This is a genomic window from Streptomyces sp. NPDC048191 (genome assembly GCF_040652655.1).
Taxonomy (GTDB): Bacteria; Actinomycetota; Actinomycetes; order Streptomycetales; family Streptomycetaceae; genus Streptomyces.
The window spans coordinates 1-26,724 of record NZ_JBEZMO010000052.1 but is presented as its reverse complement, the minus strand read 5'-3'; the positions used below and the strand labels follow the sequence as shown (position 1 = coordinate 26,724).

Below are 26,724 nucleotides of genomic sequence, written 5' to 3'. Positions count from 1 at the left end.
CACCGCTCACACCGAAGCGTGGGATAGTCGGTACGAGCTGGAGATGGCCGTGAAGAAGGCCGTCCGGGCAGGCCGCGGAGAATCCGGCCGAGTAGGTCGGAGCGGGCGCCTGGTCAGCGCGTCGACAGGCGGTACTTCCCAACGGCCGGAGCGATCCGTTGCGCACAACGCGTACCCGTACTTCTCCCGGGTACCCGCCGACCGATTCCGCATCCGCAACGATGCGAAGCACGAATTCACCTCGGGAACGACGCGGCCGTCGGAATTGATCAAGAATTCCTGCCCCGTGCGAGTTCCGCTCCTACCCGCGAATTCCCGAAGACTCGGAAGGCCGGCCAGCACGGGATCCGTGGCGTACCACGACACCACCCGGTCAGGCTCACACCGGCGCAGGTGCCATGTACCGAAGCGGGGACCAGCGCCATGCAGTTGATCGCTGATGGCTCGGAACAGAACCATGCTGTAGCCCACCAGACCGCATGCGACACACTGAACTCGGTACATACCGACGCACCAGTTGATGACGGTGTCCAGGTCGTAGGTGGTGCTGAGGCCGGGCAGCGACGGCGTGTACGCGGTGCAGGGCAAGGTCCTTGGCCTGGTTTTCGGCGCACCACTGCGACAGTTGGCGGACGCACGGCGCGCTGTCGGTGAGGCAGCCATCAGCCGTCTCGGGGGAGGGGTGGCGCACCACCTCGATCGCTTCGCTATCCGGGTCGTACAGGCGGGCCGTCCACTCTCCGCTGCCCCCTGCGGCTGCCGTGGTCCTCCGGCGCGTGCTCGGTGGGGCCCTCGTCGTCGACCTGGACCTTCCAGCCTTCGACCAGGGGGACGAGTACGGCGTGTTGCCGGGGCCGGGGGTGCTGGTGAGGCCGTACCCCTGGAACGCGGCGAGTCCCAGCGCGCGGATCAGCTCGGTGATGAGCCAGCCCGCACGGAAGCTGTCGCCGCGCACCTGCTCGACCTCGGCGTACAAGTCGGCCGGCCGCGGCCGCCGGCCGACGGAGAGCAGCAGATCGCGGCGGGCCGGCCGAGGCCTTGAGGCGAGCACGGTAGCGAGGGCGAAGGTCTGCCGACGCAGGTACGGGAGTCCACGGGCGCGGCGGCCGTGGACCGGACCGGTGTGACCGTTGCCGAGCGGATGGAGTCGGCGGGGCTGGCGATGACGGGGCGGACGGGCCGGCTGTGCAAGATACTCCCCAAGCCGTGCCATCCGCCGCCCCAGAGCAGGAGGCCCTGCCTTGATGCGCGTCGCAGCCCGAGATCACCACATCGGGTCGCCCCAGTCGAACCGATATCCACCCTGATCGGTACGACAACGGCTTCTAAGTGAACAGCCGACACCCCAGAGGACAGCACACAAGCCTCGCAAGGGACGGCCCTGGCGCCGCGCGCAGGCCGCCGCCGAGCACCTGCCCGCCGTCCCGGCCGCCGAGCCGACGCCGCGCCCGACTACCGGGCTTCGGTCTTCGGGCCGCCGAGAGTGCGTCGTGGCCCCGTGGAAACCTGCGGCTGTGGATGGCCCCGCCGCACGAGGACACCGTCGCTTACATGCCGATGGCGTCTGGTGTGCGAGCTGTACGGGTTGTCCGACTCGCCCGTATGGGCCTTGTCCGTGGGCGTCGGGTGTCCGTCGCGGATTCGCGGCGCCTACCGTCGGCCGCGGCGATGCCGAGGACCGCGGCGGTCTCGACCGGGTCCTGACGGGCGTCGGTCACCACCCGAAAGTCAGCGCGCGGGCTCGCCCGTCGGTGTCGCGCACGGCTGGAGGTCTGATGACGGGTAGAGCAGAACCGGGTACGCCGGAATGCGGGCGGGCGCGGCGGCCGGGGCGACCGCGGCGGGCGACGGTACGGATGTGGGCGGCGGGGCTGGCGGTGCTGGCCGCCGCGGTCGCCCCGGCCGCCGCCGCCACGCCACCGCCCAGGCCACCCCTCCTCGGGCAGAGCGGTACCTTCGCCTACGTCACCAACGGCTTGAACGGCACTGTGTCGGTGGTCGACACCGAAGCCAGCCAGCCCTCCATCGTCGCCACCATCGACCTCGGTGATCCCAACGCGGCCCCTAACGGCGTGGCGGTGAACACGACGAGCGAGCACGGCACTCGGGTTTACGTCGCTAACGTGCTGGCGGACACTATGTCGTTGGCCGTTCCCGGCGGCGTCGCCTCTGTCGACATCGGTGACGGAGAGGGTCCCATCTCGGTGGCGACCAGCCTGGACGGCGAACTCGCCTACGTCACCAACAGCAATTCGAACGGCATGTCGGTGGTAGACGTCCCCACACTGTCGGTGGGCGCCACTGTCGTTGTCGGCCACCATCCTCAGGAGGTGGCGGTCACCCCGGATGGCGACCACGCCTATATCGCCATCGACGAAAGCCTCGTCAGCGGCAATGTCGCGGTGGTCGACCTCAGGCAGAACCCGCCCAGCCTCACCACCACCATCCCGGTCGGTGTGTTCCCACAGGGAGTGGCGATCAGCCCCGACGGCGGGCGAGCCTACGTCACCAACTTCGTGGACGGCACGGTGTCGGTGATCGACACCGCCAGCAACACCGTCGTTGCCACCGTGACCATCGGTTCCCTCACGAGCCCCGTGGACGTGGCGGTGAGTCCGGACGGCCGCCGCGCCTACGTCGTTAACTTCGGCGCGAGGAGCGTGTCGGTGATCGACACCACCACCAACCCGCCCTCCGTCATCGCCACCGTCCCGGTCGGGGAGGAACCCAAGGGAGCGGCAGTCACCCCCGATGGCTCCCAGGTCTACGTGACCAACTCCCAGGACAACACCGTGTCGGTGATCGACACTGCTAGCAACACCGTCACTCACACCATCGAGGGGTTCGACGACCCGCTGGGGGTCGCGATCGGCACGACGACGACCATCGGCGACGCTCCGACCCGAATGACGCTGCAGGTGGAGAGGCAGAAGGGTGGCGCGAAGGGAAAGGACTCGTCGGACACCCGTAGACCAAGCTTCACGCTGAAGGCCCGGCTGACCGAGAACGGCGAATCCTTGGAGGACCGGGACGTCGTGTTCAGCACCGGTTCGAAGGCCCTGTGCATCAAGTCCACCGACGGGCGGGGCCGCAGCACGTGCACGGTCCGCGGCGGACACGAGGACCGGGCCGGGGGCGACCGGACCTGCTTCACCGCCACGTTCGGCGGCGACGCCACCTACGCGGCCGTCACCAAAACCGTCTGCCCGGGCAGGCGCAAGGAACGACGGGAGCCGCAGGGCCACTCGTGATCCCGGCCGCGGCGGCGCAGTGCCCGGACCGCTCCGGGCAGGAGATCGGCCGCATGCCCGTGGGCGAGGTCGGTATCAAGCACTGCCTGAAGGGCGGTGAGCTACTGGCGTTGATCCGGGTGGCGAACGGACTTGAACGGTGAGATGCACGGCTGCACCGCCGCGGCCGAGACGCTGGCCGCCGAGTGCCTGATGGGCGAAGCGACGGGTGCTGAAGCACCTGCGCCGGCTGAAGGCCGGGGGCGCGCTCATCCCGGGTGATCCGGAGCTGGTGAGTCACTTCCGGGCGGACCGCCCGCTGCCGGCGTACGACCTGGCGGGAAACGGCGGCGAGCGGGCCGAACACGCCGGTGAGGTAGAGGTCGGCCCGTTCGATCCGGGCGGAGGGTTCCCGACTCGGCATTGATCGGCTAGCCAGCGCTCCGGCGGGACTGGTGCCCGCCCGGCATCAACTCCCGTTCGATCGTTGGGTAGCTCAGGCTGCGTCCGTCCGCTGTCGGGACCTACGCCCAGCGCAGCTCTCACCCCGAGCCGGAGGCTGGTGGGATCCGCCCGTTCCTTTCGTGCTCCAGGTGGTGGCAAGTCCGCGCCGAACGTCAGGTCGGATCGAAAGGTTGCCCACGGCACTGGAACGGATCGCGCGCAGCTGGCCGCTATCGGGAAGTGCCACACCTCGAAGGTCATTTCGTACACGCTTGGTACGCAAAACGAACGCTCCAGCGCGTCGGCACGTGCGGTGCAGCACGCCCGGGCCAGTACGGGAGGCGGCCCTGCTCACGTGTCGCGGCCTTGCTGTGCTGGTTTCCGATCCACGCCCCCAGCCTGACTTCCCGCTGCGCTTGGGCCTCGCCGTCAGTCCTCGCCCACGGCTATGGTCTCGACGTGCCCGTCTGGGGAGGCGAAGATGCCCTTCGCGTTCGTAGTACCTGGGCGGTTATGCGGCATTATGCCCGATTCTCTGGCGTTGCGGGCATGTTTGCAATGACGCCCTTCCCACCTGTCCTGCCATGCGGAAGGGCGGAGGCAAGCGCAGGCACGCCGAAGCCGGCCGCTTGGCAGACGAAAGACTCGACGCGCGCGCTCTCCCACCGCTGAGTGCGGGTCTTTTGCTGTCCGGCCCTGGCAGCAGTGGTGGGCTGGTGACCGGCTGGCTGGGGGTGGGGTGTTCCGATCAGGGGTGCGGCCCGCGTGGCCTTGGGGACTTCGGCTCGCTGGCGGGTTTTCGCGTTGGGGGCGGTGGGGTCACCTCAGTGCCGCAAGGTCATGCGTATGCGCTTGGTACGCAACCTAACGCTCCAGGCATGCAGCGCGTACGGGGCAGCAGAGCCGAAGCTGCTGGTTCTGCTCACAGGCAGGTCCATCGCATGCCGATCTCGTACAGCTGCTCGATGTGTTCGGGTGTCAGGGTGGCGGCGCGGGAGCGTTGGTTGCCGATCCACGCCCCCAGCCTGACTTCCCGCTGCGCTTGGGCCTCGCCGTCGTCCTCGCCCACGGCGATGGTCTCGACGTGCCGCCTCGGTACGCGAAGGTGGCCTTCGCGTTCGCCGGATCCGTCGGCCCCGCGCCGATCTCGCCCAGCACCTCGAGCCGTCCGTGCTCGCTGGCAGCCGCGCATCCCGGAGCAGGCCCGGCGCCGGGCTGCGACCTCCACGGGTCTGATGATCGACACCCGGGCCCGGTTCGGGTGCACCGCCGCGCCCCGCTCTGGTCATGCGGGTGGGGCGGCTTCGAAGATGCGGGGTGGCGGGGAGACTCCGAGCGCAGTCGCCTCGGGGATCACAGGCTCAGCTCCGGGTGCAGCCGGTCCAGCGTCCACACCTGGTGGCGCCGGGCCGCGAGGGCGGTCAGCGCCAGCGCTCCCGCGGTGAACACGACGAGTACGCCGCACGCCTGCCAGACCGGACCGAGCCGGCCGCCCGTGATCAGCCGGCGCAGCGCCTCCACGATGTAGCTCATCGGCAGGTAGGGGTGGATCGCGTTGAAGAAGCCCGGACTGGTCTGCACGGGGTAGGTGCCGCCCGCCGAGGTCAGCTGGAGCATCAGCAGGGCGAGGACCAGGATCCGCCCGGCCGCGCCGAAGTGGGCGTTCAGCCACTGCGCGATCGCCGCGAACGTGGCGGTGACCAGGAGCAGGAACCCGATGGTGCCGGCCGCGCGTAGCATCTGCAGGCCGATCGCCCAGTGCAGTACGGCCATCAGGGCGCCCACCTGGAGCACGCCGACCGCGGCCACCGGCAGCCAGCCGGCGAGCGTGATCCGCCAGGAGGAGGAACCGGCCGCCAGGGCACGCCGGTTGAGCGGCGGGATCAGCATGTAGGCCACCATCGTGCCGACCCACAGGGAGAGCGGGATGAAGTACGGGGCGAACCCGGTGCCGTAGTTGGGGGCCTTGTGCAGGTCCCGGGAGGCTAGCTGGACCGGGTCGGCCATCACGTCCGTGCGCCGGTCGCGGTCCTTCTTGCCGTAGTCCGGGATCCTCTTCGCGCCGTCGTGCAGCCCGCCGGCCAGCTTCCCCGATCCGTCGGACAGCTTGTACAGGCCGCCGTTCAGCGTCTGGGCACCCGACTCGGCGGTGCCGATGCCCTTGTCCAGGGCGACCGCGCCGGTGTGCGCGGTGCCGATCCCGGTGTGCAGCTTCTCGGCCCCGGTGGCGACCTGGTGCGCGCCGGTGTTCAGCTTGTTGATCTTCTTGACGGCGTCGTCGACGTCCTCGTACAGATGCGGTGCGCGGGCCTTCAGGGCCTGCCCCTGCTTCTGGAGCGTGCCGAGGTTGTCCCGCATCGTCTTCAGGTCGCCGTCCTGGTCGGCGATGAGCGTGTTCAGGTCGTCGGCGACGTCGGCCACGTCGGCGGCGGCGGTCTTGGCCCGCTTCAGTTCCGGGCAGGCCGGGTCGGGGAGGGTGGCGGTCTCGCAGCGTGCCGCGTAGATCTCGTCCAGGACGGCCGAGGAGGCGTGGGCGGCCTTCGCGGTGCCCGGTGCGAGCTTCACGAGGTGGTCGAGGTTGTCCTTGACCGTCCTGGCCGAGTCGGCGACCAGCCTGGCGGTGTCCCCGATGGTCTTCTCGTTGGTCTTCAGGAACGGGCCGGCCTTGGCGTAGACGGGGTTGACCTTGTCGGCGAGCCGCTGGGTGCCGTCGGCGACCAGCCGGGTACCCGTCTGGAGGTCCCCGGAGCCCTTGTCCAGTTTCCGCAGGCCCGTGGCCAGCTTGCCGCTGCCGCCCTTGGCGTCCTTCAGGCCGTCGGCGAGGTCCTTGGAGCCCTTCTCCGCCTTTCGGATCCCGGAGTTCAGCTTGTCGGCGCCCTGGGCGGCCGTGATGGTCTTGTCGTGGATGTCGGAGAAGGACACGAAGATCTTGTCCAGGAAACCCCGGGAGGTCTTCGTGGACGCGGCCCTGCGCACCTCGCTGAAGACGCTGCGGGAGATCTGGCCGACGATGTAGTTGTTCGCGTCGTTGGTGCGCACCTGGAGGGCGCCGGTCTCGGGGGAGTCGCCGGAACTGGACGCGATCCGGCTGCTGAAGTCGGCCGGCATGGTCAGCGACAGGTAGTAGGTGCCGTCCTCGACTCCCTCGCTGGCCTTGTCGGCGTCGACCTCGTGCCACTCGAAGGTCCGGCTGTCGCGCAGCCCGCCGACGATGTCGTCGCCCGCGGTGATCTTCCTGCCGCCCGCCGTGGCGCCCTTGTCGTCGTTGACCAGGGCCACCGGGATGCGGTCCAGGCGGCCGTAGGGGTCCCAGAACGACCACAGGTACAGGGCGCCGTAGAGCAGGGGCAGCACGAGCAGCGCGACCAGGGCGGCGCGGGGCAGCTTCCCCCGTCCGAAACGCGTCAGCTCAAGCGTGGCCAGCCTCAGTGAGCGCATTGCCGGTCCCCTCCTTCGCTTCGATGTCCCGCCCGGTCGAGACGGTGACGCAGCCCTCGGGAGCGGTGCGGCACACGACCGCGACCGTCGTCCCCGCGCGCGTGAGGGACCGCAACAGGTCCCAGACCTCGGCGCGTTCGGCGTCCGAGAGCTTCGTCTCGATGTCGTCCACACCGAGCAGCCGGGGCCGGCCCACCAGGGCGAGGGCGACGGACAGGCGCAGCTCCTGGAGCCGCTCCAGGTCGCGCACGGCCGTCCGGGAGCCCTTGGGCAGCGTCTCCGGATCGAGCCCGGCGGCGGCCAGGGCCGCGTCGATCCGCAGCCGCGCTTCGTGCCCGCGCTGGGCGCAGGGCCACAGCACCTCGCGCAGCGAGTCGCCGAACCTGCGCTGCAACAGGGCCCGTTCGCGCAGGTGCTCGCCCACGGTCAGGGCCGGGTCGAGGTCGGTCACCCCGGCCACGTTGGCCACCGCCGACACACGGCGCAACGCCGCCATGTGCCGGGGGAGTTTGAACCCGCCGACGGCGGCCACTCCCTCGGTGGGCTTCATCCGTCCCGTGAGTGCGAGCAGCAGACACGTGCGGCCGGAGCCGGACGGTCCCTCGATCGCGATCAGTGATCCGGGCTGCGCGTCGAGGGTGATGCCGCGAAAGGCCCACCCCCGTGGCCCTTTGAGCCCGAGGCCTTCGGCCGTGACGTCCACGCCGTCCACGAGCCCCCTGCCTGTCAAATTTGGACTGACTGGTCAATACGTCTGTGAGCCGAGCAAAAGCGCAAGCGCCTCGCCGCTCTGCTGGAGTCCCTGGCCCATGCGGTCGAGGGCGCGGGACTGCTGCCGGCCGGCAACCCCGTGGGCCTGACCCGGGGGTCGCACGCCGGCCGGCGCTGACGGCCGGCTCCGCCGTCGGCGTCCCCGGCGGGGTGCCGGGTCGGGGAGCACCGTTCGGAGGGCAGGGCCTCGCGGGTTACCAAGTCACTGGCAGCCGTTCGGGGATGCGCGTCTTGAAGCCGGTGCGCCAGACGAGCTGTTCGGACGGTACGGCGAGCGTGAGGTCGGGCAGCCGCTTGAGGAGGACCTCCAGGGCGATGCGGGCGTGGGTGCGGCCGAGTCCGGTTGCGGGGCAGTAGTGGGCTCCGCCGCTGAAGGAGAGGTGGTCGGTGGTGTTGTCGCGGTGCAGGTCGAAGCGGTGCGGGTCGGGGAACTTCGCCGGGTCGAGGTTGGCGCCCTCGATGAGGACCAGGACGAGTTCGCCCTGCTTTACCTCGACGTCGCCGAGCCGCGTGTCCTCCAGGGCGAGGCGGGGCAGCGCGTCGCCGTTGGAGAGGTTGACGCGCAGCAGTTCCTCCACGCCCGGCCCGATCAGGTCGGGATGGTCCCGCAGGAGGTCCCGGGCGTGGGGGTGGGTGAGCAGGTACACCAGGGCCATGGTGAGGAAGCTCGAGGTGGCGTTGACTCCGGCGCCGAACAGGGTGACGCCGATGGTGGCCAGCATCTCGTTGGATAGGTGCGCGTAGTCGGGGTCGTGGCGCAGGGCGGCGAGTTCGCCCATCAGACCGTGCGTGGACGGGTCGTCGAGCAGGGCCGTCATCCGGGCGATGTCCCGGTGCCAGTTGATCCGGGCGCCGGTGATCGGGCACGCGGAGTTCATGAAGGCGATGTCGAGGCTGCGCAGGAAGGCCGGGGCCTCGCCCTGCGGGATGCCGAGGAGGAGGCAGTGCATCCCCGCCGAGTACGGCTCGCAGAACGCCGTGCGCAGGTCGGCCGTCGGCCCGGCGGCGACCAGGGTGTCGACCAGTCGGTGCGCCTCGTCGCGCAGCCACTCCGCCAGGCCGGGTGCTTTCGGGTTGAGGGCGTTCATCATCGCGCGCTGCAGTCCGACGCCGGTGATGTTGCCCATGTTGTTTGCGACCTCGGGCGGGATGGTGGGCGCGTACTGCCGCGGCACCCCGGGCGCGGAGGTGGCCTTGAGGGAGAAGCGGTCGTCCTTGAGGACCTGGTGGCACAGCTCGTACGACGACACCAGCCAGGCCTCGTCGCCGGCGATGGTCCGCACCCGCCGTACGGGGGTGGTGGCGCGCAGCTCCTCCACCTCGGCGGGTACGCGGGTGCCGTCCCAGGAGAAGGGGAAGTCGAGCAGGGGCGGGTGGTCGGCGCGAACGCTGGGGCCGGTGGTCATGCCGCGGCTCCTTCTAGGGTGGCGGGGGTGACGACGGCGTGGCCCTGGTTGCGGGAGGCGCGCGCGGCACCGCGGGAATACAGGAGTTCGCCCATCGCCAGCAGCTGGTGGTAGCAGTTGAGTGCAGCGGGGCTGGGCACGAGAGTGGCAGGAAGATCAGCGATGAGCCCGGACAAGGACTCTGTGTAAAGATTTGTTACACCCGGGCCGCCCGGCCGCCACTGTTCGAGTGCCCGGGATCGTCAGGACGCGACCTCGGACTGCGGCGCGCTCTCGCCACAGGTCTCCTTGCGAGGTACCGCCCAAGGGCATCGGTCGTTTGAGTCGTTCTTTCGGGGGGACCGGGTCTCTCAGTCGGTGTGTGTCTGGTGGTGGGTCTCGTGGCGGTCGATGATGGTGTCGACGATGGCCTCGGTAGTCTCTCGCGTCTTGTACTTGCGCCAGCCTCTGTTCGTGGGGCGGTAGGGGTCGTTGAGCCTTTTGAAGACGACGCCTTCGATGCGGACTGATCCCCAGGTGAGCCATTCGCGGACGGTGGCGGGTCGGTGGTCGACGGGCACAGTACCCACGGCGCCGACAGCGCGCGTGTAAGGAACAGCTCCTCGATCGCGGCCCGTCGCCGCATGTAGGGCCAGGGCGGTGGTGTCGGTTTCGGACATGCGCAGCAGATCGAACGCCACGAACTGTGCCGGCCACCGGTCGGCTGCGGCTCCGCGGCGGTGCAGTCGGTTCTGCAGCTGCTCGAAGGAGAGTCGGCCGGCCTCCCAGTCCCACACGATCAGCTCGCCGTCCAGTGCCGTCTGATCCGGCAGCTGCGCCGTACCCGCCACCACCTCTGGGAACGCCTTGCCCATCTGAGTGCCGCGACGCGAGCGCAGCCTAGTCCTCAGTCCGTACAACGGCACGGTCTGACGGCGGCACCGAGCGAGGTCCCGGCGGCGTGGCGGCGCGGTGATCCGACCGTGCACGCCCGGACCTGACCCACCGCGCCCACCGGCACCGAGAATCGAGGACGATCCGGGCGCCCCGTTCGGCGCCCGCTGCTACACGTTGACGCTGTCCGAGGCGATCGACCGCGCAACCGGCCACCGTCACCGACCGCCGTGCTGGACCACCTCCTAGCCCCCCCCGTTTCACTTCGGTGGGCTGAGCTGGGGTGATGGCCGTGCTGGGGGGTTCTGGTTGTGGCAGTCGGGCGGGCATGGTCGAGGCCCGACGCGCGGGTCGGGTTCTCCAGGGTTCCTCGCCGTGGCAGCGCCGCTAGGCGGGCGAATGCGCTGGTCAGCTCGTTTCGCCAGGGCCAGGTCGCGGCGATCCGCAGGTGCATGCGGCGCCCTCCGCGGCTGATACGGGCAGCGGCGTGCAGCAGCCGGTAGCGGAGCTTCTTCGGCTCGGCGGCTGCCAGTTCGCCTTCCAGCAGCAGGATGCGTGTCCAGGCGAGCAGGTCGAGGGCGGTCAGGGACAGCTCCAGCCACGTAGCCTGCCGATCATTGCGCCCGACCCACCGCGATGCCCGCGGCTCCCGCGCGTGCAAACCCTGTGGTGTGCTGCGCGTGTCCTGGACGGGCAGTCAGAACGCGCCCGGTTCCTGCTTGCTCACTGCCGCCGTCGGCGTCTGCCCTTCTGGCGAGCACCGTGTCCTGGCGCAAGTCCCCTACCGTGAAGCCGCCAAACAGTTTTGCACCTGGCTGGCGGAGACCGCCCCTGCCGTGGCCGCCGCGGCCGGACCCGAGCGCCTGGACGGCCTCCCCGCCCTGGTCCGGCCAGTCATCGCGGACACCAGCGGTGAGGGCCTGGCGCTGTTCGCCTGCCGCATCGCTGGGATCGACCCACGGGTCCTTGGCGATGACGAGTTCGGCGCGGGCGGCCTCGACCATGGCGCGGGCCTGGGGCGGCAGGGCGTTGTAGTTGCCCGTGGCTTCCTGGGTCCAGTCGGCTTGCCAGGGTGGACCCATGAAGTCGTCTGTCACTGGCCTGGTTCCGCCTTTGCCGCTTCGCGGCGGAGCTGTCCAGCTTCTTCGATCATGACTTTGGCGCGGGCGAAGTCGGGTTCTTCGGCCGCTTGGTCCTCCAGGCCGTGAACTCTTGCCTCAAGTTGGGGGTTTCTGGCCAGGGCGTAGGCGTCGGTGATGTCCCGGCGCCAGCGTCGGTCGAAGTCGACAAGGAGTTTCGGTGCGTGCTGGGCGATGGCTGCGCGGAGGGCTTTGGGGTTGGGCATGGGGGGACTGTCCCGTGGTGCCCGATGGATGGCGGTGGTCATAAGTGGCCGGTCCCTTCGTGGCGGTCGGGTCAGGCGGTCCGTGCGGAGACCAGAGCGCGCTGCTGGGCAACGCACTCGCATCGGCGGGCCGGCGTCGTCTTCCGGGCGCTGTCGGCAGCTCACTCGGCTTGCTTCGACGACTGCGTGTCGTTTGCCGGTGTGGCCGTCTGCTCGGTCGAACCGGGGGCGGTGTAGAAGACGGAGGAGCCCTGTTTGGTGCGCTGGGCCTGGTTCTTGGCCACGAGTCCTTCGAGGGTGGTACGCACGACGGTGGTCTTGATGCCGCGCTCGGGATGGGCCTGGCCGAGTGTGCCGGCGACTTCGGCCGCGGAGCGCGGTTCGCTCTGCTCGGTGAGGTGGCTGCGGACGAGTTCGACCAGCGTGGGCTGGGCCGTCTTCGCGGCTGCGGCCCTGTTGTTGGGCTTCTTGGCCGCCGGCTTCTTGCTGGTCGTGGAGTCCTGTGTGCCGGCTGCCTTCTTCGCGCGCGTCCGCTTTCCCGGGCCGGGCTCAGCAGAGGCCTTCTTGCGCTGAGCAGGCACTGCCGCGCCGTTCGAACCGGCTGTGGGCTGAACCGGCGCCGGTGAAAGCCCAAGGACCTGCTGTACCTGCACCAGCACGGAGTGGTCTTGCTGCAGCGCGGCCAGCTGCTCCTGCAGCGCGGCGATCTCGGCACTGAGGCGTTCCTGCTCCTTGGCGTTGCGTTCCAGGTCGCTGGTCACCTGCGCGGCGTACTGCGATGTCAGTTCAGTGCCAGTCGTGATGGACATGGGTTGGCCCTTCTCTCGGTTTCGTGGCCGGGCGTGCAGCACGTGTGGCGCAAGCGCAGAGAGCCAAGCGCCTCATGTTCTCGGGCTGGGATCCGAGCGGCAGTGGAGATGACTGCTGCGCGTCGCCCGGCGTAGAAATAGTACGGATGGGTGGAGTCTGTTGTTGTTCTTGAGTGATGTCTAGTTCTCGACCTGGGATTCACCGTTCCAATGAGTGGGGCTGCATGGGGCGTGCAGCGGGATGACGTGAGGCCTTTTGGTGGGGCAGTCGCCATAGGACTTCGTCGGTGTCCCGGTTGTGCTGCCAGGTGGTGAAGATCCCGGTGGTTGCCAACCGGTCGAGGAGTTCCACGGTCTGGTGGGGTGAGTGTCCGCACAGGCGGGCGAGGGCGTCCATGTCGGTGCTGTGGTGGACCTGGTTGGAGGCGTGCCCGGCCGGCACCAGCGCGGGCGCATCCGGTGTGTGCGATTGGTTGGGTGCATCGTGGGGCCGGTGTGAGGGCCCGGGGCCGGGCGGGCTTTTCCGGGCCCTCACGATGGGTCGCGCATCCCCGGGGGGTGGGATGTTCATGGCGCGATGCCGTACTCAACGACCAGCAAGGGGGTGGGTCATGCGGTCTGGGAAGGCGTGGGTGCACTGGCAGCCTGGGGGTACACGGGGCAGTGGTGGCATGGGCGGATCCGCGGCGGCACGGCGACGACGACCGTGCCGCCGTGTGCATGACGTGAGGTGGGCCGGCTCGGGATCAGCCGATCACGCAGCGGGCGAACGCAACGGCTCCAGCAAAGGCACCTTGGGCGGCGAGGACAGCGACCGCCCAGGTGTTGCCGGCCATGGCGGGCCAGGACGCCGACCGCAACAGCCACCTGCAGACTGAGCATCAGCACTGCTGTGGCACGTACGGTCAGCAACGGTTCCTGGGACCGGTCGGGCGGAGTAGTCACGACAGCTTCCGGCGGTTGATCTCTCGGATGTGCCATTGCTTCCCCAGGCGGATCAGCTTGCGTCTGCTGTGCTCTCCCTGCTGCCTGTTCAGCTCCACCCGGGTACCAAGCTGATCTGGCGCCACCGGTATGACAAGACAGTTCAGGCCGGGGTCAGGAGGGCCCGTGCATCGCATCTTGCGGGACTGGACGGCGTTCGGTCGCCGGGCCCTCAACATCGCGCCGAAAGTCGCCCCGGTCGGGCCACGTCAGAGGAGCTGGAGCACCTCGGCCAGCGCGCCGGGACGCTGGTCAACGGGCAAGGGATCGACTAGGCGGACCCGGCACCCCAGCGTGGCAGCGCCGACGTCCGCAACAGGCTCGTCTCCCACCATGAGTGCATCGCCGGGTGCCACTCCGAGCTTGTCGCACGCCATCTGGAAGATCCGGGGATCGGGCTTCTTCACCCCGCGCTCGAAGGAGAGGATGTAGGCGTCCACGAGGGCATCGACACCGTGGTCGCGGAAGACAGGGCGCATGTCCCAGCCGATGTTGCTGACGACAGCGACCGGGATGCCTCGCGCGCATAGGGCGCGGAGGGTTTCCTCGGTGTCGGGATAAGGCAGCCATGCCTCGGAGTCTTGGGAACGTTCATACAGGGCCTCGGCCAGGTCAGCCGCAGGCAGCTTCGCTTCCCGGGTAAGGGCTGTGAAGGCAGCCCGGTGTCGTTCGGCGGTCAGATCGCGCTCGCGCCACAGTGCCTCCAGATGGGGCGGCACTGTGCGCGGAGGAACCCCTCCGGGCTGAGCCCCGAACTCTTCCAGCCGGCTGACGCACGCGCCGAGTTCACCCTCGGGCACGTCCAGGCCGGCCTTCGTTGCCACCGTGCGCAGCCACTGCGCGGCCGATTCGATCCGGAAGAGGGTTCCGGAGAAGTCGAACATCACACCCTTGATCATGCAGCCGATGCTGGCGGTGCCGACGAGCGGGCCGCAAGCTCAAGACGATCACCGGCCGCACCATCGCCCGTTCTCGTCCAGTCGCCGCGGTCACCGGGCGGTCCGCTCAAGACGGTCCGGCGTCCGCCGGACGCCAAGGGCTTCGTCGTTCTTCCGTGCAGGGGGGAGTGGAACGGTCTTGGTCGTGGATCATGAGGGCCCGCCGTCACTGCCGCGACCACGAACGCCTGCCTGAGATGAGCGAAGCACTGATCACGTGGGCGGCGATCACGTTGATGACACGGCGGCTGCCCCGCCGCAAGTCCCGTCCCGCCGAACGCCGCGACGTCGCCCACGGCTACGTGATGCCAGAAGCCGCCTGAAGACGACCAGCGGGCTCAACGGTGCCTCGCGCCGGCGTGCTTGCCGTCGTGCGGTGGGGCAGGCCAGCATGCTCGGATGGCAGCCGATTGGTTGGAGCAGAGCCTGCTCGACGCGGTCCGCGACGGCGAGATGCTGGACCTGGCCGGTGACGGGCCGGTCGACGAGGCCGCGATGCGGTCCTGGGACAGCACTCACACCGTCCCGGCGGCGCTGATCCGTGACCTGGTCCGCGGTCGGCGGGACATCGAGGCGGACCCGCACGGGCTGCGGCTGCGCGGGGCGCGCATCACCGGCCGCGTCGACCTGGCGAACATCACCAGCGATCTGCGGGTCGAGCTGGTCGACTGCTTCGTCCCCGACGGTCTGAACCTGTGCGACAGCCAGCTGCCCGGCCTCGTGCTGGACGGTTCCTGTTTCGGGCACCCCGCGGGTTCGCACGACCCACCGGTTGACGCTGCACGCTTCACCGCGCCGGTGATGACGATGCGCGGAGCGGTTGCCAACGCCGATACACCTTCCGGCGCGGTCCGGTTCCTCGGCGCCCACCTCGGTCTGCTGGATTGCGACGGGGCGCGGCTGGCGAACACGTCCGGTCCCGCCCTGCACGCCGAGTTTCTGCGGGTCGATCACAGCGTGTTCCTCCGCGACGGGTTCTGGGCCACCGGCGTCGGCGAACAGGGCACGGTCCGGTTCGCCTACGCCCATCTCGGTCGGCTGGAATGCGACGGGGCGCGGCTGGAGAACACCTCCGGTCCCGCCCTGCACGCCGACGGTCTGCGGGTCGACCGAGCCGTGTTCCTCCGGGCCGGGTTCCGGGCAACCGGCGCGGTCCAACTGGTCGATGCCCACCTCGGCCTGCTGGATTGCGACGAGGCGCGGATAGAGAACATGTCCGGACCGGCCCTGCACGCCGACGGTCTGCGGGTCGACCGAGCCGTGTTCCTCCGGGCCGGGTTCCGGGCAACCGGCGCCGGACACTCCGTGCTCGCTTTGAACGGCGTGTCGGTCGGTTCGCTGTGGCTGGACACCAGCGGGGTGACCCGGTCGGGTCAGGCCACGGGGGCCCTGGTCGGCATCGACGGGCTGACCTACGGGGACCTGCCGGCGCCGGTCGGGTTGTCCCGGTGGCTGGAGCTGTTGCGTGACCACACGCCCGGCTACTCCGCTCAGCCGTACCAACAGTTGGCCGCCGTCCACCGGGCGGCCGGTCACGACGGCGAGGTGCGGGACATTCTCATGGCACAGCGGCGGGACCAGATCGACCGCGGCGGGCTTCGGCGGCGTGACCGGGCCTGGGCCCGATTCACCGGGCTGACCCTCGGCTTCGGTTATCAACCCTGGCGAGCGCTGCTGCTGTTGTGCGCCGTCCTCGCCGGCTCGGTCGCGCTGGCGGTCGTCCTCGGCGGGCCGGGCGGTGGCCTGCAGCACACCGCCCGCGCGAGCACACCCACGACGCCCTGCAGCGTCGTGGAGCGGGTCGGCGTGGGTTTGGATCTGGGTCTGCCGGTGGTCAAGACGGGGGCGCAGGACCTGTGCGCCCCCACCGGCACCCACGCAGGGCAGACCCTTACGGTCACGGGCTGGCTGCTGCAGCTGGCCGCGTGGGCGTTGGCCACCCTGTTCATCGCCGGCTTCACCGGCGCCGTGCGCAAGACCTGACGATTCGCCGGCCGACTCGACAACCTCCGCGGCGCACAAGCCGTTTACCGCCAGGCCGCCGACCATCAACTGAACAAGTGGACCGGCCACACAACGCTCGACTCGCCTCCAGGATGGGGCACTCGCGAGACCCTGCACGTCACCCTGGTGCGGCCCGAACTGGTCGTCGAGGTGGGGGTCGATGTCGCTCGGGATGCTGCCGGACGATGGCGGCACCCTGCACGCTGGCACCGGCCCCGCCCCGACCTCATCCCTGCCGACGTCCCGCGCTTCACCGGGTTCCGGTAACCGTGTCACCAGCCGCAAACGGCGGATCGCCGGTCGTCCGACGTAGCCGCCATCCACGCTGCCCTGTCGCACCTAACCTCGACCGATGACGGAGCGGCAGCCGCGTCGTGGCCGCTCAAGTAGTCGACGGTGCGGGCCAGCGAGTGGGGGAGCACAGAGCAGGGACGGTCGGCGGCATCAGGAGCAGGACCGGATGCGGGCAGGCGGTGAACCACCGTGCGACGGTCCACCAGGCGGTCACGGCGGCCCGCCGAGCAGGGTGGGCGGGGCGGGCCTCCTGCTCCAAGCTGGCGGCTTCGGCTGGTGGTGAGCGGCCGACCAGGTGAGGAAGCACAGCAGCGGGGGAGTGTCCCGCTGCCGGGAGAGCTGAAGGATCGCGGGCAGGTCGTCGCGTTGCGCACTGGCGGGATTGCCGTCGCGCACGATCTATTCCGATCCTTGCCCGTCTGGAACAGATCGGCTGGGTGGACAGCGCCTGGGAAGACCACGCTCTGCACGAGGAAGCCGGCCGTCCGCGTCGCCGGTGCTACCGCATCACTCACGACGGTGCAGAGCAGGCCCGCGAAACTCCCTCGCGCGCTTACCGGTCCCGCAAACGACCCCTGCCGGGCTGGGCCGTAGCCCGGCCCGGCAGCTAATAGGGGAGCGGCGCCATCGGGGAACGGTGTGCCTGGCATCGTCTACTGGCAACTGCCGTCCGCCAGCGGACGTTGGCGTACTCCTCTCGCTCCCTCGCGGTCCAGATCGAGGCATCGGAGTCCCCGGCTTCGGCGAGCGGCACCAGGTGGTCGATGTCGAGGCCGCGCGGTCCCTGGATGTACCGGTCGCCGTACGGCGAGTACCACTCGCCGCCCGTGAGCGTGCAGTTCGGACCCTGCTCGGGTGCGATGACGGCCTTCGCCTTCAGCACCTCGGCCCGTGTGTTGCAGCCGTCCTTGTCGGCGTCGACCCAGTGCTTGTGGCAGAGCCGCTGATGCCCTGGTGCGGTCCGGCCAAGCAATACGTCCCAGGAACCGAGCGGTTGGGTCTGCTGCAGGTTTGGGTGACAGGTTCGGTCACCTGGCCGTTCTCGCCCAGCGGCTGCGCGACATCGTGTGAGAGAGATCACGTGGCTGTCGTCGCATCCCTTTGCTCTGCCCTCTAGTCCGATCATCGAACGGTCTTGTTAAAGGGGAAACAAAATGGGCAATCGCACTCTTCTGGCTACGTCAGTGCTGTGCGTGACGGCGGCACTGACACTCACCGCTTGCGGAGACGACAAGAAGACGGACGCCAAGGGGGCAGGGGAAGCTGTCTCCGCCACGCCGTCGCCCCCGAAGCCGGTGGACCCGTTCAAGGGACTGACTGCGGCTCAGATCTCCGAGAAGGCCCGGGTGGCCATGACGAAGCTGGACTCGTTCAAGGTCAAGGGCGCTATGACCACCGACGGCGAGCACATCACCTTCGATTTCGCCGTGGCCGCGAAGGGCAACTGCCACGGAACCTTCACCACCGGGGGTGGGTCCGCCGAAATCCGTCAGGTCGGCGGCGACACCTTCATGAAGGGCGATGAGAAGTTCTGGCAGCAGACGGGCAGCGAGGAGGGCTCGTCGTCCAAGGAAACGGACGCCCTCACCGAGATGCTCAAGGGGCGCTGGTTCAAGATGCCGGCGGAGGATGCGAAGGCGGACGACAAATTCCCCTTCTGTGACATCGGCACGATGTTCGAGAAGGACGAGAAGGAAAGCCACCTCACCCGGGGAGCGGACACCAAGGTCAACGGCACGCCCGCCGTAACGCTCACGGGGAAGGACGGCGCTGCGACGCAGACGCTCCTCGTATCCGCCAAGGGGCAGCCCTACGCGCTCAGGTTGGCAGCCGTGGGCGGCAAGGAGCCCGGTTCCTTTGATTTCACGGCGTTCAACGAGCCTGTGACGGTCACGCCCCCGCCGCCCGGCGAGGTCATCGACTCGGAGAAGCTCAAGGGCTGATACCTCGGCCTGGAAGTCGGACGACGACGTCCTCGCCCTCACCCACCCCTGCAGCAGTCCCATCGATGTCCAAGGCGAGCTGTGGCATGCAGCGGTTGCCTTCGATTTCCTGGGCTGTGGGACGAGCCGTCACGCTGGGCCCTTCGATCGGGTCATGCGGGATCTGCGGCGGTGGGGGAGGTGGGGCGGCGGATGGTGACGGCGGCCGTGTACTGGGCGGCTTGCGCGTTGAACATCGAGGCGTAGCACCCCTTAGCGGTCATGAGTTCGGCGTGGCTGCCGTGCTCGACGAGCCGTCCGTGGTGCAGGACGTAGATGCGGTCGGCGTGGCGGACGCCGGACATGCGGTGGGTGACCAGGACGACAGCCCGGTTCGGAGCGGCGAGCTCGCGGATGCGGTCGAAAGCGGCGATCTCGGCTTCCGGGTCGAGGGCGGAGGTGGGCTCGTCCACGATGAGCACGCCGTCGGCATCCGAGGTGGAGCTGCGCCAGTGGGTTCGGGCGAGACCGATCTTCTGCCATTCGCCGCCTGAGAGTTCGCTGGCGCCGCGGAACATGCGGGCCAGCAGGCTGTTCAGGCCGTGGGGGAGTTTCGCGATGACCGCTCCGGCACCCGCGTAGGCGAGGGAGGGCTGCAGGTCTTCGGGGCCGGCCTGCTGGGCCGGTCGGCCTATCCAGATGTTCAACGCGGCGGTCACGGGCCAGCGTTGGAAGTCCTGGGTAAGCAGCGCGACGCGGTCGAAGACCCGGGAGCGGTCCAGGAAAGCAAGGTCGGCCTCCCCCCACCGTACGGTCCCGCTCTGCGGCAGCAGCAGGCCCGACAGCACCTTCATCAGCGTGCTCTTGCCGGAGCCGTTCTCGCCGACCACGGTGGTGACCGTGCCCATGGGCAGCGTGAGGGACACCCCATCCAGGGCGGGGGCTTCCCGGTCCGGGTAGCGGTAGCTCACCTGGTCGAGGACGACCTGCTTCACCTGTGCCGGAACAAGGCGACCCCCGTCGGGGATAGTGCGCCGTGCCGCCTCGTCCAGGAACCGGGCGTGGTCGCGGACGTAGAGGGACTCCTCGTGCAGCTGGTTGATGTTCATCACCAGCACGCCCAGGCTCGCCGAGCCGGACCGGACGGCGATGACGGCGGTCCCGGCCACGGCCAGACTCATCTGCCCGCTCATGATCAGCCAGAACATGGCCGCGTACGTCGCCGCCATGGCCAGGCCGGACAGCGCGGCGGCCACCCACTCGGTGACGGCCTTGCCGGCGGCCAGCCGTTCCTGCTCGGCCTCCGCGCTCTCCGCCATCCGCTCGTAGCGGCTCAGCAAAAACGGGCCGACGGCGTGGATGCGCACCTCCTGCGCGGCACTGCGCTCGGTGAGCAGATTGCCGATCAGGCGGCTGGCCCGCACATGCTCGACCCAGCTCATCACCGACACGTACCGCTCCTGCGCCACCCGCATCGCGCCCCAACCGCGCGGCGCCGCGATCAGGACCAGCATCGGCAGCAGGACCGGGTGGAGGATGGTGAGCACACCGGCCGTGGAGATCAGCGAGATGGTCCCGTTCAGCGCGGCGACGCAGCCACTGATCATGCGGCGGGCGGATCCGGCGCCGTACTGGGCGACGTCGATCAGCCGCCTAAACTCCGGGTCCTCGATGGCCTCCAGTTCGACCAACGCAGCGGCGGCCAGGTACTGAGTCGTGGCGATCCGCTCGACCAGCGGCTCCAACCGGCCCGCCCGCGAAGTGGACCATCCGGCCAAGCCCGAGTTGACCACGGCCGCTCCGGCGGCGGCGAGCAGCCCCGGCAGGACCGCGTGCAACCGCTGCCCAGGAGTGCCCGAGCCGAGCAGCGCGTGCATGACCGCGTTGACCGCGAGCAACCCGACCGCCGCAGCGACACTCTGCCCCACCTCGCTGATCGCGACCGTGAGCAGAGCGCGCCGATCCGCCTGCCACGCCATCCGCGGTCGCCCCGACCAGCCTCGGCATAGAACGCAGCGCCGACAGCATCGTCAAGTCCAGCCGGGCACGCTCGTGTTCTGACCAGCCGAGGTCATAGCGCAAAGGCCCCCCGAAGAGCTCCTGCTCGGCGTCGGAGACCTCCGGTTCGACCATCCGCACCCGCCCGAAAAACCCTTTCACCAGGTGCCTCCCGACCTGGACCCGCTCAGCGCCCGGAAAGCCGGCGCGGGCAGCCGCCCCGCCATCGTGACCGTACTCATCCGCACATGAGCCCCGCAGCTGGAGTGGTCGCGGGACGAGTACTCCGTGCCACGTTATGGGCAGTCGTCTGTGCTTGGGCCTTGGCCGAACTTAACGTGGTCCCCCTCGACGGTTGTGCGGCTACTCCTGTGGCTCAACGCGGCAGCCGGAATTTCGAACACATGTGTTTCAGTCGTGTTGGCAGCCCTGGGATTGAGCGCGTGCCGGAGCTCCCGCAACCGTGCTCTGAGCGAGTGCGTGCGGAGTCCAGCGTTGCCCGACTGCCCAGGTGAGGTGTGTGTCTTCGGCATCCTCACCGATAGGCGCGGCCCGCATTCCTGGCGCCCTGGAACTAAGCGTTCAGCTACGGCCGCATGTTCCGTCCTGTCTTGAACTGTTCGCCAAACGGGGTGAGTTGGTCGATCGGTCGTGATCCATTGTCAGTGGCGGCCGTCAGCATGTCGGTGATTGCGGGGAAGAGACGATCACTGGGGGAGGACCACATGCCGTTTGTCCGGTCGTACGTGCGCTCCGACGGGACGCCAGTACGCGGACACTCCCGATGGGCGCCGGGCGCGCGCCGGGAGATGACCATCTTTGCTCTCTTCGGCCTGGCCGTGTTCGGCATCGGCCACGCCTCGGCGGCGAAGGGAACGGACAGTGCGCTGCGCCGGCCGTCGGTGACCTATCCGATCCGCTTCGACCGCCATGCCGGCAGCACCTCACAGGATGTGGTGCCGCGCCCGACCGTGTCGTACCCGATCAAGTTCGATGTCCCCGAGCCGAGGAAGCCGGCACCCCAGCCGACGGTGTCGTACCCGATTGACTTCTCCACCCTGGGGGCTGAGCGATGACCCGGCGCCCACCGGCCACGCGGCGGACCACCAGCCGCCGGCGCGGCCAGCAGGATGGACAAGCCGCCCTGCTGGCCGCCGCCGCAGCGGTCGTGATCATGGTGATGGTGGTCAACTGGCTCCTGGCACACTGGTGGCTGCTGCTTATCGCGGCCGTCCTCACTGGTCACCTCAACGGGAGATCTGGTCTGGCAGCGCCGTACCAGCCTGTGGGGCGCTCGCCTCCCGGACCCGGAGGAAGCCGCGTCGCCGGTGGACTGTCCCTTGCGCTTTCCGGGCCAGTACGCCGATTCCGAGTCGGGCCTGCACTACAACCTGCACCGGTACTACGACCCGGAAACGGCGCGGTACATCAGCGCGGATCCGCTGGGTCTCGTTCCCGCACCCGATCACCACGCCTACGTTCCGAACTCACTGGGCTGGAGCGACCCTCTCGGCCTTGCCGGGAAGGGGCCGACAGGGCCGAAGAACCCGCTGGACTTCGGGCAAGGGTACACAGGGCGACGCGACATCTTCCCGGTGGGCAACAAGGGAAGGGACGTGGAAATCCACGTCTACGACAAGTCCGGGCGCGAAGTCGGGCTGTTCAACAGCCAGGGCTGGTTCAATTGATCTACGAGCTGCGGAAGGTGGGCCGCATCGGTCCCAAGGGGACCGAGGACATCACCGGAGAAAAATGGAGGCGACCGCCTCTCGCCGCGGAAGGTTGCAAATGAAGTACGTCACGGCCGTCTGGGAAGACGATGGGTTCTACGTGGACCCGAGTGCCTACCTGGCCGAACTGCCGCGTCTGCGCGCCGACCTGCCCCCGGGCGCCCGGTCTTTCGCCACCGACCCCGGCCACTACGACATCGCGGGCGCCACCCGCTGTGTGAAGGATCTGGAACTGGCCGGGGTCCACCTCGCCACCGACAAGAGCGGTGGGCTGGTTTTGGAATTCGCGCCCAACAAGTTCAAGCACGACTCCGGCCTGCGCATCAGCTACTCGGGCGTTAAGCACTTCTCCATTGACTATGAACACTCCATCGACTGGATGAGCGTCGACACCGTGCTCCTCGATGAGATCCTTCCCGACGAGGGTGGCGGTTGTCTGCATGAGATCGCGCTCACCGACGCGTCGATCACCGTCCGGTGCGAGGATCTGCAAGCCGTGTGGGGAGACGCGAGCTGAGCCCGTGATCACAGACGGGCCCGGAGATGAGAAGGACCCTCCGGCGAAACGGTCTCGTCGGGATCGCCGGGTCGCCGCCCGCACTCGAGCAACGGCCCCAGGGCGGGAGATCCCAGATTCTCCGACCGAGAGCGAACCGATGGACGAGGACACAGACACCTCGTTGGCCGAGGTCATTCCGCTGGGCCTGTTCGACTCACTGGCCGACCCCTGGAGGCGCCCGTGACCATCTCCGAGCCGCCGCCACGACGAACTGCATTGCGGGAGGACGACGCCGAGGCCAGTCGGCAGCTGAACACCCCGGCAGGGTGGCCGCGATCGCACCGCTGATCCGGCACGAGGACGCGGACCCGCTGCCGGCGATGGGCACCATGGCCACCCACCCCCTCCAGGCGGCTGCCTGCCTCGGTGTCCTGGACGAGCTGGAATCCATGGACGCCGACGCCTTCCAGGCACGCGGTAACCGTCTGCGGACGGGCCTACAGGCCCTGACCGACCATTGTCCAGCGGGGGCAACCAGCACGGAGAAGCCCCGCAACTCTCGCGAAAATCCGCAGCACCGCAGGTACTCAGGACCGCGTGAGGGCCCCGGACAGCTGATGTCCGGGGCCCTCACGCGCGTTGCCTACCGGTGCGATAAGTGCCCGCTGATGCTGACGGGAGAGGTCGGATGCTGGCTGGGGCTGCTCTTAGCACCCGCGCCGCCGTCTCCCAGGAGGGCGATCAACAGGAGGATGAACAAGATGAGACCACCTCCGCCGGCCGCAACGGCGGCAGGCGGGCTGATCCGCCGGTGGTGACTGCGGACATAGGTGCCGTCCGTGCGGTAGTAGCTCCGCACCCGGGTCGTCGGGCCGACCGGAGTCGGCCGCGGCGGGACCGAGGTCGTGTTCTTGCGGTAGGTTGCGCGCGTGGCACGACGGTGTGCCCGCTAGGACAGCCGTAGTGCGGTGCGGTGGCCTCGTTGACTGCGGGTAGAACCCTTCCCAGGGCAGTCCCGAGCTGTGCAATGTTCTCCACGTCTCCCATGACTGCTCGGTGGCGGCAGCGACGGCCGGGTGCGAGCAGCGCATCAGTCAGGGGTGCGGCGGCGGTTGCCGCCCGGACAAGAGGTTCGCGAAAGCGGCCGCGGTCTGCCTCCTGACTACGCATTCTCGGCCCGGCAGCTCAGCAGCGGGCCCGAAGCCCACCTGCCCGCTCTGCACGTCCGTCCCGTCCGTGATCTGAGGGCGTGGGTACCCTCCCAAGAGGGCAAGCAAGGTCAGCAGGAACGTCGGTCCGGGCCCAGCCGGCCGTGGCGTTTCTGGATGTTGGCTAATGATCTTGATCGTGGTCTGGCTTGTTCAGTTGGGCGTTCAGCAGACCTCGTGGGATCTCTCGATCGAGATGTCGCGTACATCAGATGGATCGGAACGTGAGTACCTGCACCGCACCCCGGCGCGATTCCGCGACAGAAAATGCGATTCCTACGTCGGTGCCTTCTGGCAGGCTGTGTCGAGTGACAGGCGAGAGCGATGTAAGCCAGAACGACGAGGCCTGGGCGATGGAAATGCTCGGCCGGATCAACCGAGGCGCACAGGAGGCGCGTGAGCGTCGTGATGCGCTCGCGGCAGCGGTTGACGAAATGGCTAAGGGTTTCACGCAGTTGGGCCTCAAGCCCTGGACGGTGGAACAAACGAGCCCAGCGCGCGAGGACATGATGGCCCCCGACGTCTTGCTCGGTGGCCGCGCCGAACCAGTCGCGAAGATCCTCAGGTATGAAGCAGCGGTCAACATCCTCAGCGCCGCCGATCAGCTTCGGGGATTCGCCGTCTTGCTTCGCGCGGAGGCATCGTTGATGGGCGCGGTTTCGGTCGCGCGCGGCATCTTCGAGGCGTGCCTGTGGGCCACAGCGGTGATCGACCCGACCATCACTACTGACGTGCGGTTGCAGCGTGCCCTGACGCGTTGGCTCGCACGGCTCTCGGCAGGTATCCGCCTCAGGAACATGCTCGGCGATGGCGTCACTGACGCCGACCAGGTCATCGACAACGACGGCCAGGTCGAGGACGAGCATGGGAGCAACCGCGATCCTGCGACGGACATCGCCGACATCGAGAGCTACGCAAAGGGCCGGGGCTGGCGTGTGACGAAGCGCCCTCGTGCCACCGAGATCACGCCGCTTTCGATCGACTGGCTCAGCGAAAACCTTGAGCGCCGAATCGGCATCGAGGGGTATGCCTGGACGAGTGGATCGTCGATGGCGCACGGCGAGCATGCTGCCGACACAGCATCCTGGGTTGAGCTGTCCCAAGATCTTGGCACGGCTCCAGCGTGGTTGATCCAATTGTGGTCGACTGGTGCTTGGGCGGGGCCCCGCCTCTTCCTCACAACCCTGGCCGGCTACACAGGGATCTCTAGCCTGCGGACAGAGTATCAGCGATTTGAGAAACTTTTCTTGAACCAGGAAGGCAAGAGTTAAGTAAGTGCTTGATTCTTGCTTCTGCTTCATAGAGTTTCAAGGAGTAAGGCCAATTGCCCAGTGAAGTGACTCGTTGTGAGTACGCTTCAGCAGCGATCGGCAGAAGCACGGTAGGACCACCGAATTGGTTCGCCGAACGCCGGGCGAGTACCACTGCACGTTCGCAAGACCGCCTCGTCGGGATCCACGCTGGCGATCTCGGAGGTAGTGATCTCCATGACGAGACGGTAGGCGAGCTGCTGTCGTACCTGAAGGCCCGTTAGCGAAGCGACTGGCGCGCAACACCCCCTGCGCGCAGCAGCGATTGCTTTGTTGCGTCAGAACACCCCGGTGTACCCAGTGCTACCGCTCACCTCCATATGCCTTGCCGCGCAGGCCGCCGGCTACATGCGCAGAGTCCGCGGCCGTTCTGCTCGTCCAGCTGAAGGCGGTTCACGTAGTGCGACCGGCGGGCCGGTGCTGGCGCGCACAGTCCTGGCGGCGGTGGACGCGGACGCCTGCGTCGGCCTGGTACCGAGCCCCGCGCGGTGGCCCGGCTGGCCCTGGTCGACGCCCCGCTGCGCGACTGCCTGATGGTCGTCCACTTCGCCGTCGGCCCGCTGGTGGCCGACCAGGGCCCGGCGCCCGTCGGGGAGGTGGCCGAATGGTGGGAGCGGGCGATCGCGCTCGCGACGCGTCTGGTGGCCGCCGGGCTCGCCCCGGAGTCGGCCTGCCTCGTCGACCTCGTGCACCGTCCCCGTCTCCGAGCCGGTGGTGGCGGCCGTCGCGCTGGCCGGGGCCGAGGACGCTGGCTCAGACGGCATGTTGCGAACCGCGTTGCGCCTGATGTTGCGTCAGGTGTTGCGGTGGAGGTTGCGCGGCCTAGCGGCCGGCCTCCACATCACCCCATGTCAAGAGCCTGCGGGGCCTGGTCGTGCCGCTGACATCCCCTCTGCTGCCACCTGTTCCGCGCCGCTTGACGAATGGTGAGGAATGGGGGGCGGGGGCGTGGTTGGGTGGCTGCCTCAGGGATCGGGACGGCCTGTGAGTTGGCTGCGCGTCGGCTCCGCCGCCGCGCTGGGCTGGGGGAGGGTCCGGGCTGGAGCCCGGATGTGCGGGGCGTGGGGGAGCTGATGGCGGGCCTGGAATCGGACTCGTCCTGGCATGGGGTGGCCTCTGGTCATGAGTTGCCCAGATAGGCGCGGAAGGCGTATTCTCGGCTCAATCGGGAAAGGAATTAAGGGAATCGAGGAATGGTCAGCTACAGAATTTCAGTCCGCTTATCAGTTTTCCTCACCCATGACCGATTCGGCGCGCCCCGTGCCCACCTAGCCGCGCTTTTCCAGGAATTTCGCGGAGCGAATTCCTGGACTGAATTGCGGAGCAATTCAGAGACCCGTCACGGAGTGACGGGTCGTCAATTCCTTTGCGGAGCAAGGGAATTCCCGTCGCGTAGCGACGGCGCGTCGTGTCTGCGGAGCAGACCGCGCGAGTCCCGCAGCAGGTCCTCACGGCCCCAGTCGGAGTCACCCACCGGCGGATCGCACACCACCAGAACTGCTTCCCGCCCCGACCACTGGT

General features: G+C 68.7%; 20 protein-coding genes and 4 pseudogenes. 10 read left to right on the top strand and 14 right to left on the bottom strand.

What is annotated here, in order from left to right:
- Window positions 1-1,877 precede the first annotated feature (1,877 nt).
- Window positions 1,878-3,251 (top strand): YncE family protein, encoded by a 1,374-nt coding sequence (locus AB0D93_RS40140; RefSeq protein ID WP_362131268.1) that lies wholly within the window; start codon window positions 1,878-1,880, stop codon window positions 3,249-3,251.
- Between the two features lie 208 nt (window positions 3,252-3,459).
- Window positions 3,460-3,657, top strand: coding sequence for a hypothetical protein (locus AB0D93_RS40135; RefSeq protein ID WP_362131265.1), 198 nt, complete (start codon window positions 3,460-3,462; stop codon window positions 3,655-3,657).
- A gap of 939 nt (window positions 3,658-4,596) precedes the next feature.
- On the opposite strand, the pseudogene AB0D93_RS40130 reads toward AB0D93_RS40135, so the two are convergent.
- The 11 genes and pseudogenes from AB0D93_RS40130 to AB0D93_RS40080 all read right to left on the bottom strand — a co-directional run.
- A pseudogene (locus tag AB0D93_RS40130) lies at window positions 4,597-4,794 on the bottom strand (helicase associated domain-containing protein); the annotation flags it as partial.
- Window positions 4,795-5,027: 233 nt separating this feature from the next.
- A complete protein-coding gene (locus tag AB0D93_RS40125; protein WP_362131262.1) occupies window positions 5,028-7,112 on the bottom strand; it encodes a YhgE/Pip domain-containing protein in 2,085 nt (694 codons plus the stop codon).
- Entirely contained in the window at window positions 7,084-7,824 is a 741-nt protein-coding gene (locus AB0D93_RS40120; protein ID WP_362131259.1) for an ATP-binding cassette domain-containing protein, read from the bottom strand. The genes AB0D93_RS40125 and AB0D93_RS40120 overlap by 29 nt, the downstream gene beginning before the upstream one ends.
- Window positions 7,825-8,077: 253 nt before the next feature.
- On the bottom strand, window positions 8,078-9,289 hold the full coding sequence (locus tag AB0D93_RS40115; protein ID WP_362131256.1) for a cytochrome P450: 1,212 nt from the start codon (window positions 9,287-9,289) through the stop codon (window positions 8,078-8,080).
- Window positions 9,286-9,429 carry a tRNA-dependent cyclodipeptide synthase gene (locus AB0D93_RS40110; RefSeq protein WP_362131253.1) on the bottom strand — a complete coding sequence of 48 codons (144 nt, stop codon included), beginning with the start codon at window positions 9,427-9,429 and terminating at the stop codon, window positions 9,286-9,288. Before AB0D93_RS40110 ends, AB0D93_RS40115 begins: the two co-directional genes overlap by 4 nt.
- 210 nt (window positions 9,430-9,639) lie before the next feature.
- Window positions 9,640-10,194 (bottom strand): hypothetical protein, encoded by a 555-nt coding sequence (locus tag AB0D93_RS40105; RefSeq protein ID WP_362131250.1) that lies wholly within the window; start codon window positions 10,192-10,194, stop codon window positions 9,640-9,642.
- Between the two features lie 341 nt (window positions 10,195-10,535).
- A pseudogene (locus AB0D93_RS40100) lies at window positions 10,536-10,763 on the bottom strand (transposase); the annotation flags it as partial.
- A gap of 13 nt (window positions 10,764-10,776) precedes the next feature.
- Window positions 10,777-11,259, bottom strand: a complete 483-nt coding sequence (locus AB0D93_RS40095; RefSeq protein ID WP_362131247.1) for a hypothetical protein — start codon at window positions 11,257-11,259, stop codon at window positions 10,777-10,779.
- Complete coding sequence (locus AB0D93_RS40090; protein ID WP_362131244.1) at window positions 11,256-11,507, bottom strand: hypothetical protein; 252 nt, start codon at window positions 11,505-11,507, stop codon at window positions 11,256-11,258. The genes AB0D93_RS40095 and AB0D93_RS40090 overlap by 4 nt, the downstream gene beginning before the upstream one ends.
- Window positions 11,508-11,668: 161 nt before the next feature.
- Entirely contained in the window at window positions 11,669-12,316 is a 648-nt protein-coding gene (locus tag AB0D93_RS40085) for a hypothetical protein (RefSeq protein WP_362131241.1), read from the bottom strand.
- Between the two features lie 1,193 nt (window positions 12,317-13,509).
- Window positions 13,510-14,199 carry an HAD-IA family hydrolase gene (locus AB0D93_RS40080; RefSeq protein ID WP_362131238.1) on the bottom strand — a complete coding sequence of 230 codons (690 nt, stop codon included), beginning with the start codon at window positions 14,197-14,199 and terminating at the stop codon, window positions 13,510-13,512.
- 105 nt (window positions 14,200-14,304) lie between these two features.
- Here AB0D93_RS40080 and AB0D93_RS40075 point away from each other — a divergent pair.
- Both AB0D93_RS40075 and AB0D93_RS40070 read left to right on the top strand, forming a co-directional pair.
- Window positions 14,305-14,495: pseudogene (locus AB0D93_RS40075) on the top strand (IS5/IS1182 family transposase); the annotation flags it as partial.
- A 142-nt stretch (window positions 14,496-14,637) separates the two neighbouring features.
- Window positions 14,638-16,221: a hypothetical protein gene (locus tag AB0D93_RS40070; RefSeq protein ID WP_362131235.1), complete on the top strand. Its 1,584-nt coding sequence runs from the start codon at window positions 14,638-14,640 to the stop codon at window positions 16,219-16,221.
- Window positions 16,222-16,746: 525 nt separating this feature from the next.
- Here the strand turns inward: AB0D93_RS40070 and AB0D93_RS40065 are convergent.
- A complete protein-coding gene (locus tag AB0D93_RS40065) occupies window positions 16,747-16,932 on the bottom strand; it encodes a hypothetical protein (protein WP_362131232.1) in 186 nt (61 codons plus the stop codon).
- Window positions 16,933-16,973: 41 nt separating this feature from the next.
- Between AB0D93_RS40065 and AB0D93_RS40060 the strand changes: the two genes are divergently transcribed.
- Window positions 16,974-17,147, top strand: coding sequence for a hypothetical protein (locus tag AB0D93_RS40060; RefSeq protein WP_362131229.1), 174 nt, complete (start codon window positions 16,974-16,976; stop codon window positions 17,145-17,147).
- Here the strand turns inward: AB0D93_RS40060 and AB0D93_RS40055 are convergent.
- A complete protein-coding gene (locus AB0D93_RS40055) occupies window positions 17,144-17,509 on the bottom strand; it encodes a hypothetical protein (protein WP_362131226.1) in 366 nt (121 codons plus the stop codon). The genes AB0D93_RS40060 and AB0D93_RS40055 overlap by 4 nt on opposite strands.
- 181 nt (window positions 17,510-17,690) lie before the next feature.
- Between AB0D93_RS40055 and AB0D93_RS40050 the strand changes: the two genes are divergently transcribed.
- Window positions 17,691-18,479, top strand: a complete 789-nt coding sequence (locus AB0D93_RS40050; RefSeq protein ID WP_362131223.1) for a hypothetical protein — start codon at window positions 17,691-17,693, stop codon at window positions 18,477-18,479.
- Window positions 18,480-18,631: 152 nt separating this feature from the next.
- On the opposite strand, the pseudogene AB0D93_RS40045 reads toward AB0D93_RS40050, so the two are convergent.
- Window positions 18,632-20,591: pseudogene (locus AB0D93_RS40045) on the bottom strand (ABC transporter ATP-binding protein).
- A gap of 590 nt (window positions 20,592-21,181) precedes the next feature.
- Between AB0D93_RS40045 and AB0D93_RS40040 the strand changes: the two are divergent.
- The 4 genes from AB0D93_RS40040 (at window position 21,182) to AB0D93_RS40025 (ending at window position 25,164) form a co-directional block, all read left to right on the top strand.
- The gene (locus AB0D93_RS40040) at window positions 21,182-21,532 is read left to right on the top strand and encodes a hypothetical protein (RefSeq protein ID WP_362131220.1); all 351 of its coding nucleotides are present in this window, start codon (window positions 21,182-21,184) and stop codon (window positions 21,530-21,532) included.
- A gap of 162 nt (window positions 21,533-21,694) precedes the next feature.
- On the top strand, window positions 21,695-22,144 hold the full coding sequence (locus AB0D93_RS40035) for an RHS repeat-associated core domain-containing protein (protein WP_362131296.1): 450 nt from the start codon (window positions 21,695-21,697) through the stop codon (window positions 22,142-22,144).
- 100 nt (window positions 22,145-22,244) lie between these two features.
- On the top strand, window positions 22,245-22,703 hold the full coding sequence (locus AB0D93_RS40030) for a hypothetical protein (protein WP_362131217.1): 459 nt from the start codon (window positions 22,245-22,247) through the stop codon (window positions 22,701-22,703).
- 1,498 nt (window positions 22,704-24,201) lie between these two features.
- Complete coding sequence (locus tag AB0D93_RS40025) at window positions 24,202-25,164, top strand: hypothetical protein (RefSeq protein ID WP_362131214.1); 963 nt, start codon at window positions 24,202-24,204, stop codon at window positions 25,162-25,164.
- Window positions 25,165-26,724: the final 1,560 nt, after the last annotated feature.

Coding starts and splice junctions, on each gene's coding strand:
- AB0D93_RS40115 (WP_362131256.1), bottom strand. CDS start 9,289: ATGACCACCGGCCCCAGCGTTCGCGCCGACCACCCGCCCCTGCTCGAC.
- AB0D93_RS40050 (WP_362131223.1), top strand. CDS start 17,691: ATGGGCAATCGCACTCTTCTGGCTACGTCAGTGCTGTGCGTGACGGCG.
- AB0D93_RS40085 (WP_362131241.1), bottom strand. CDS start 12,316: ATGTCCATCACGACTGGCACTGAACTGACATCGCAGTACGCCGCGCAG.
- AB0D93_RS40070 (WP_362131235.1), top strand. CDS start 14,638: ATGGCAGCCGATTGGTTGGAGCAGAGCCTGCTCGACGCGGTCCGCGAC.
- AB0D93_RS40040 (WP_362131220.1), top strand. CDS start 21,182: ATGCCGTTTGTCCGGTCGTACGTGCGCTCCGACGGGACGCCAGTACGC.
- AB0D93_RS40125 (WP_362131262.1), bottom strand. CDS start 7,112: ATGCGCTCACTGAGGCTGGCCACGCTTGAGCTGACGCGTTTCGGACGG.
- AB0D93_RS40090 (WP_362131244.1), bottom strand. CDS start 11,507: ATGCCCAACCCCAAAGCCCTCCGCGCAGCCATCGCCCAGCACGCACCG.
- AB0D93_RS40080 (WP_362131238.1), bottom strand. CDS start 14,199: ATGATCAAGGGTGTGATGTTCGACTTCTCCGGAACCCTCTTCCGGATC.
- AB0D93_RS40030 (WP_362131217.1), top strand. CDS start 22,245: ATGAAGTACGTCACGGCCGTCTGGGAAGACGATGGGTTCTACGTGGAC.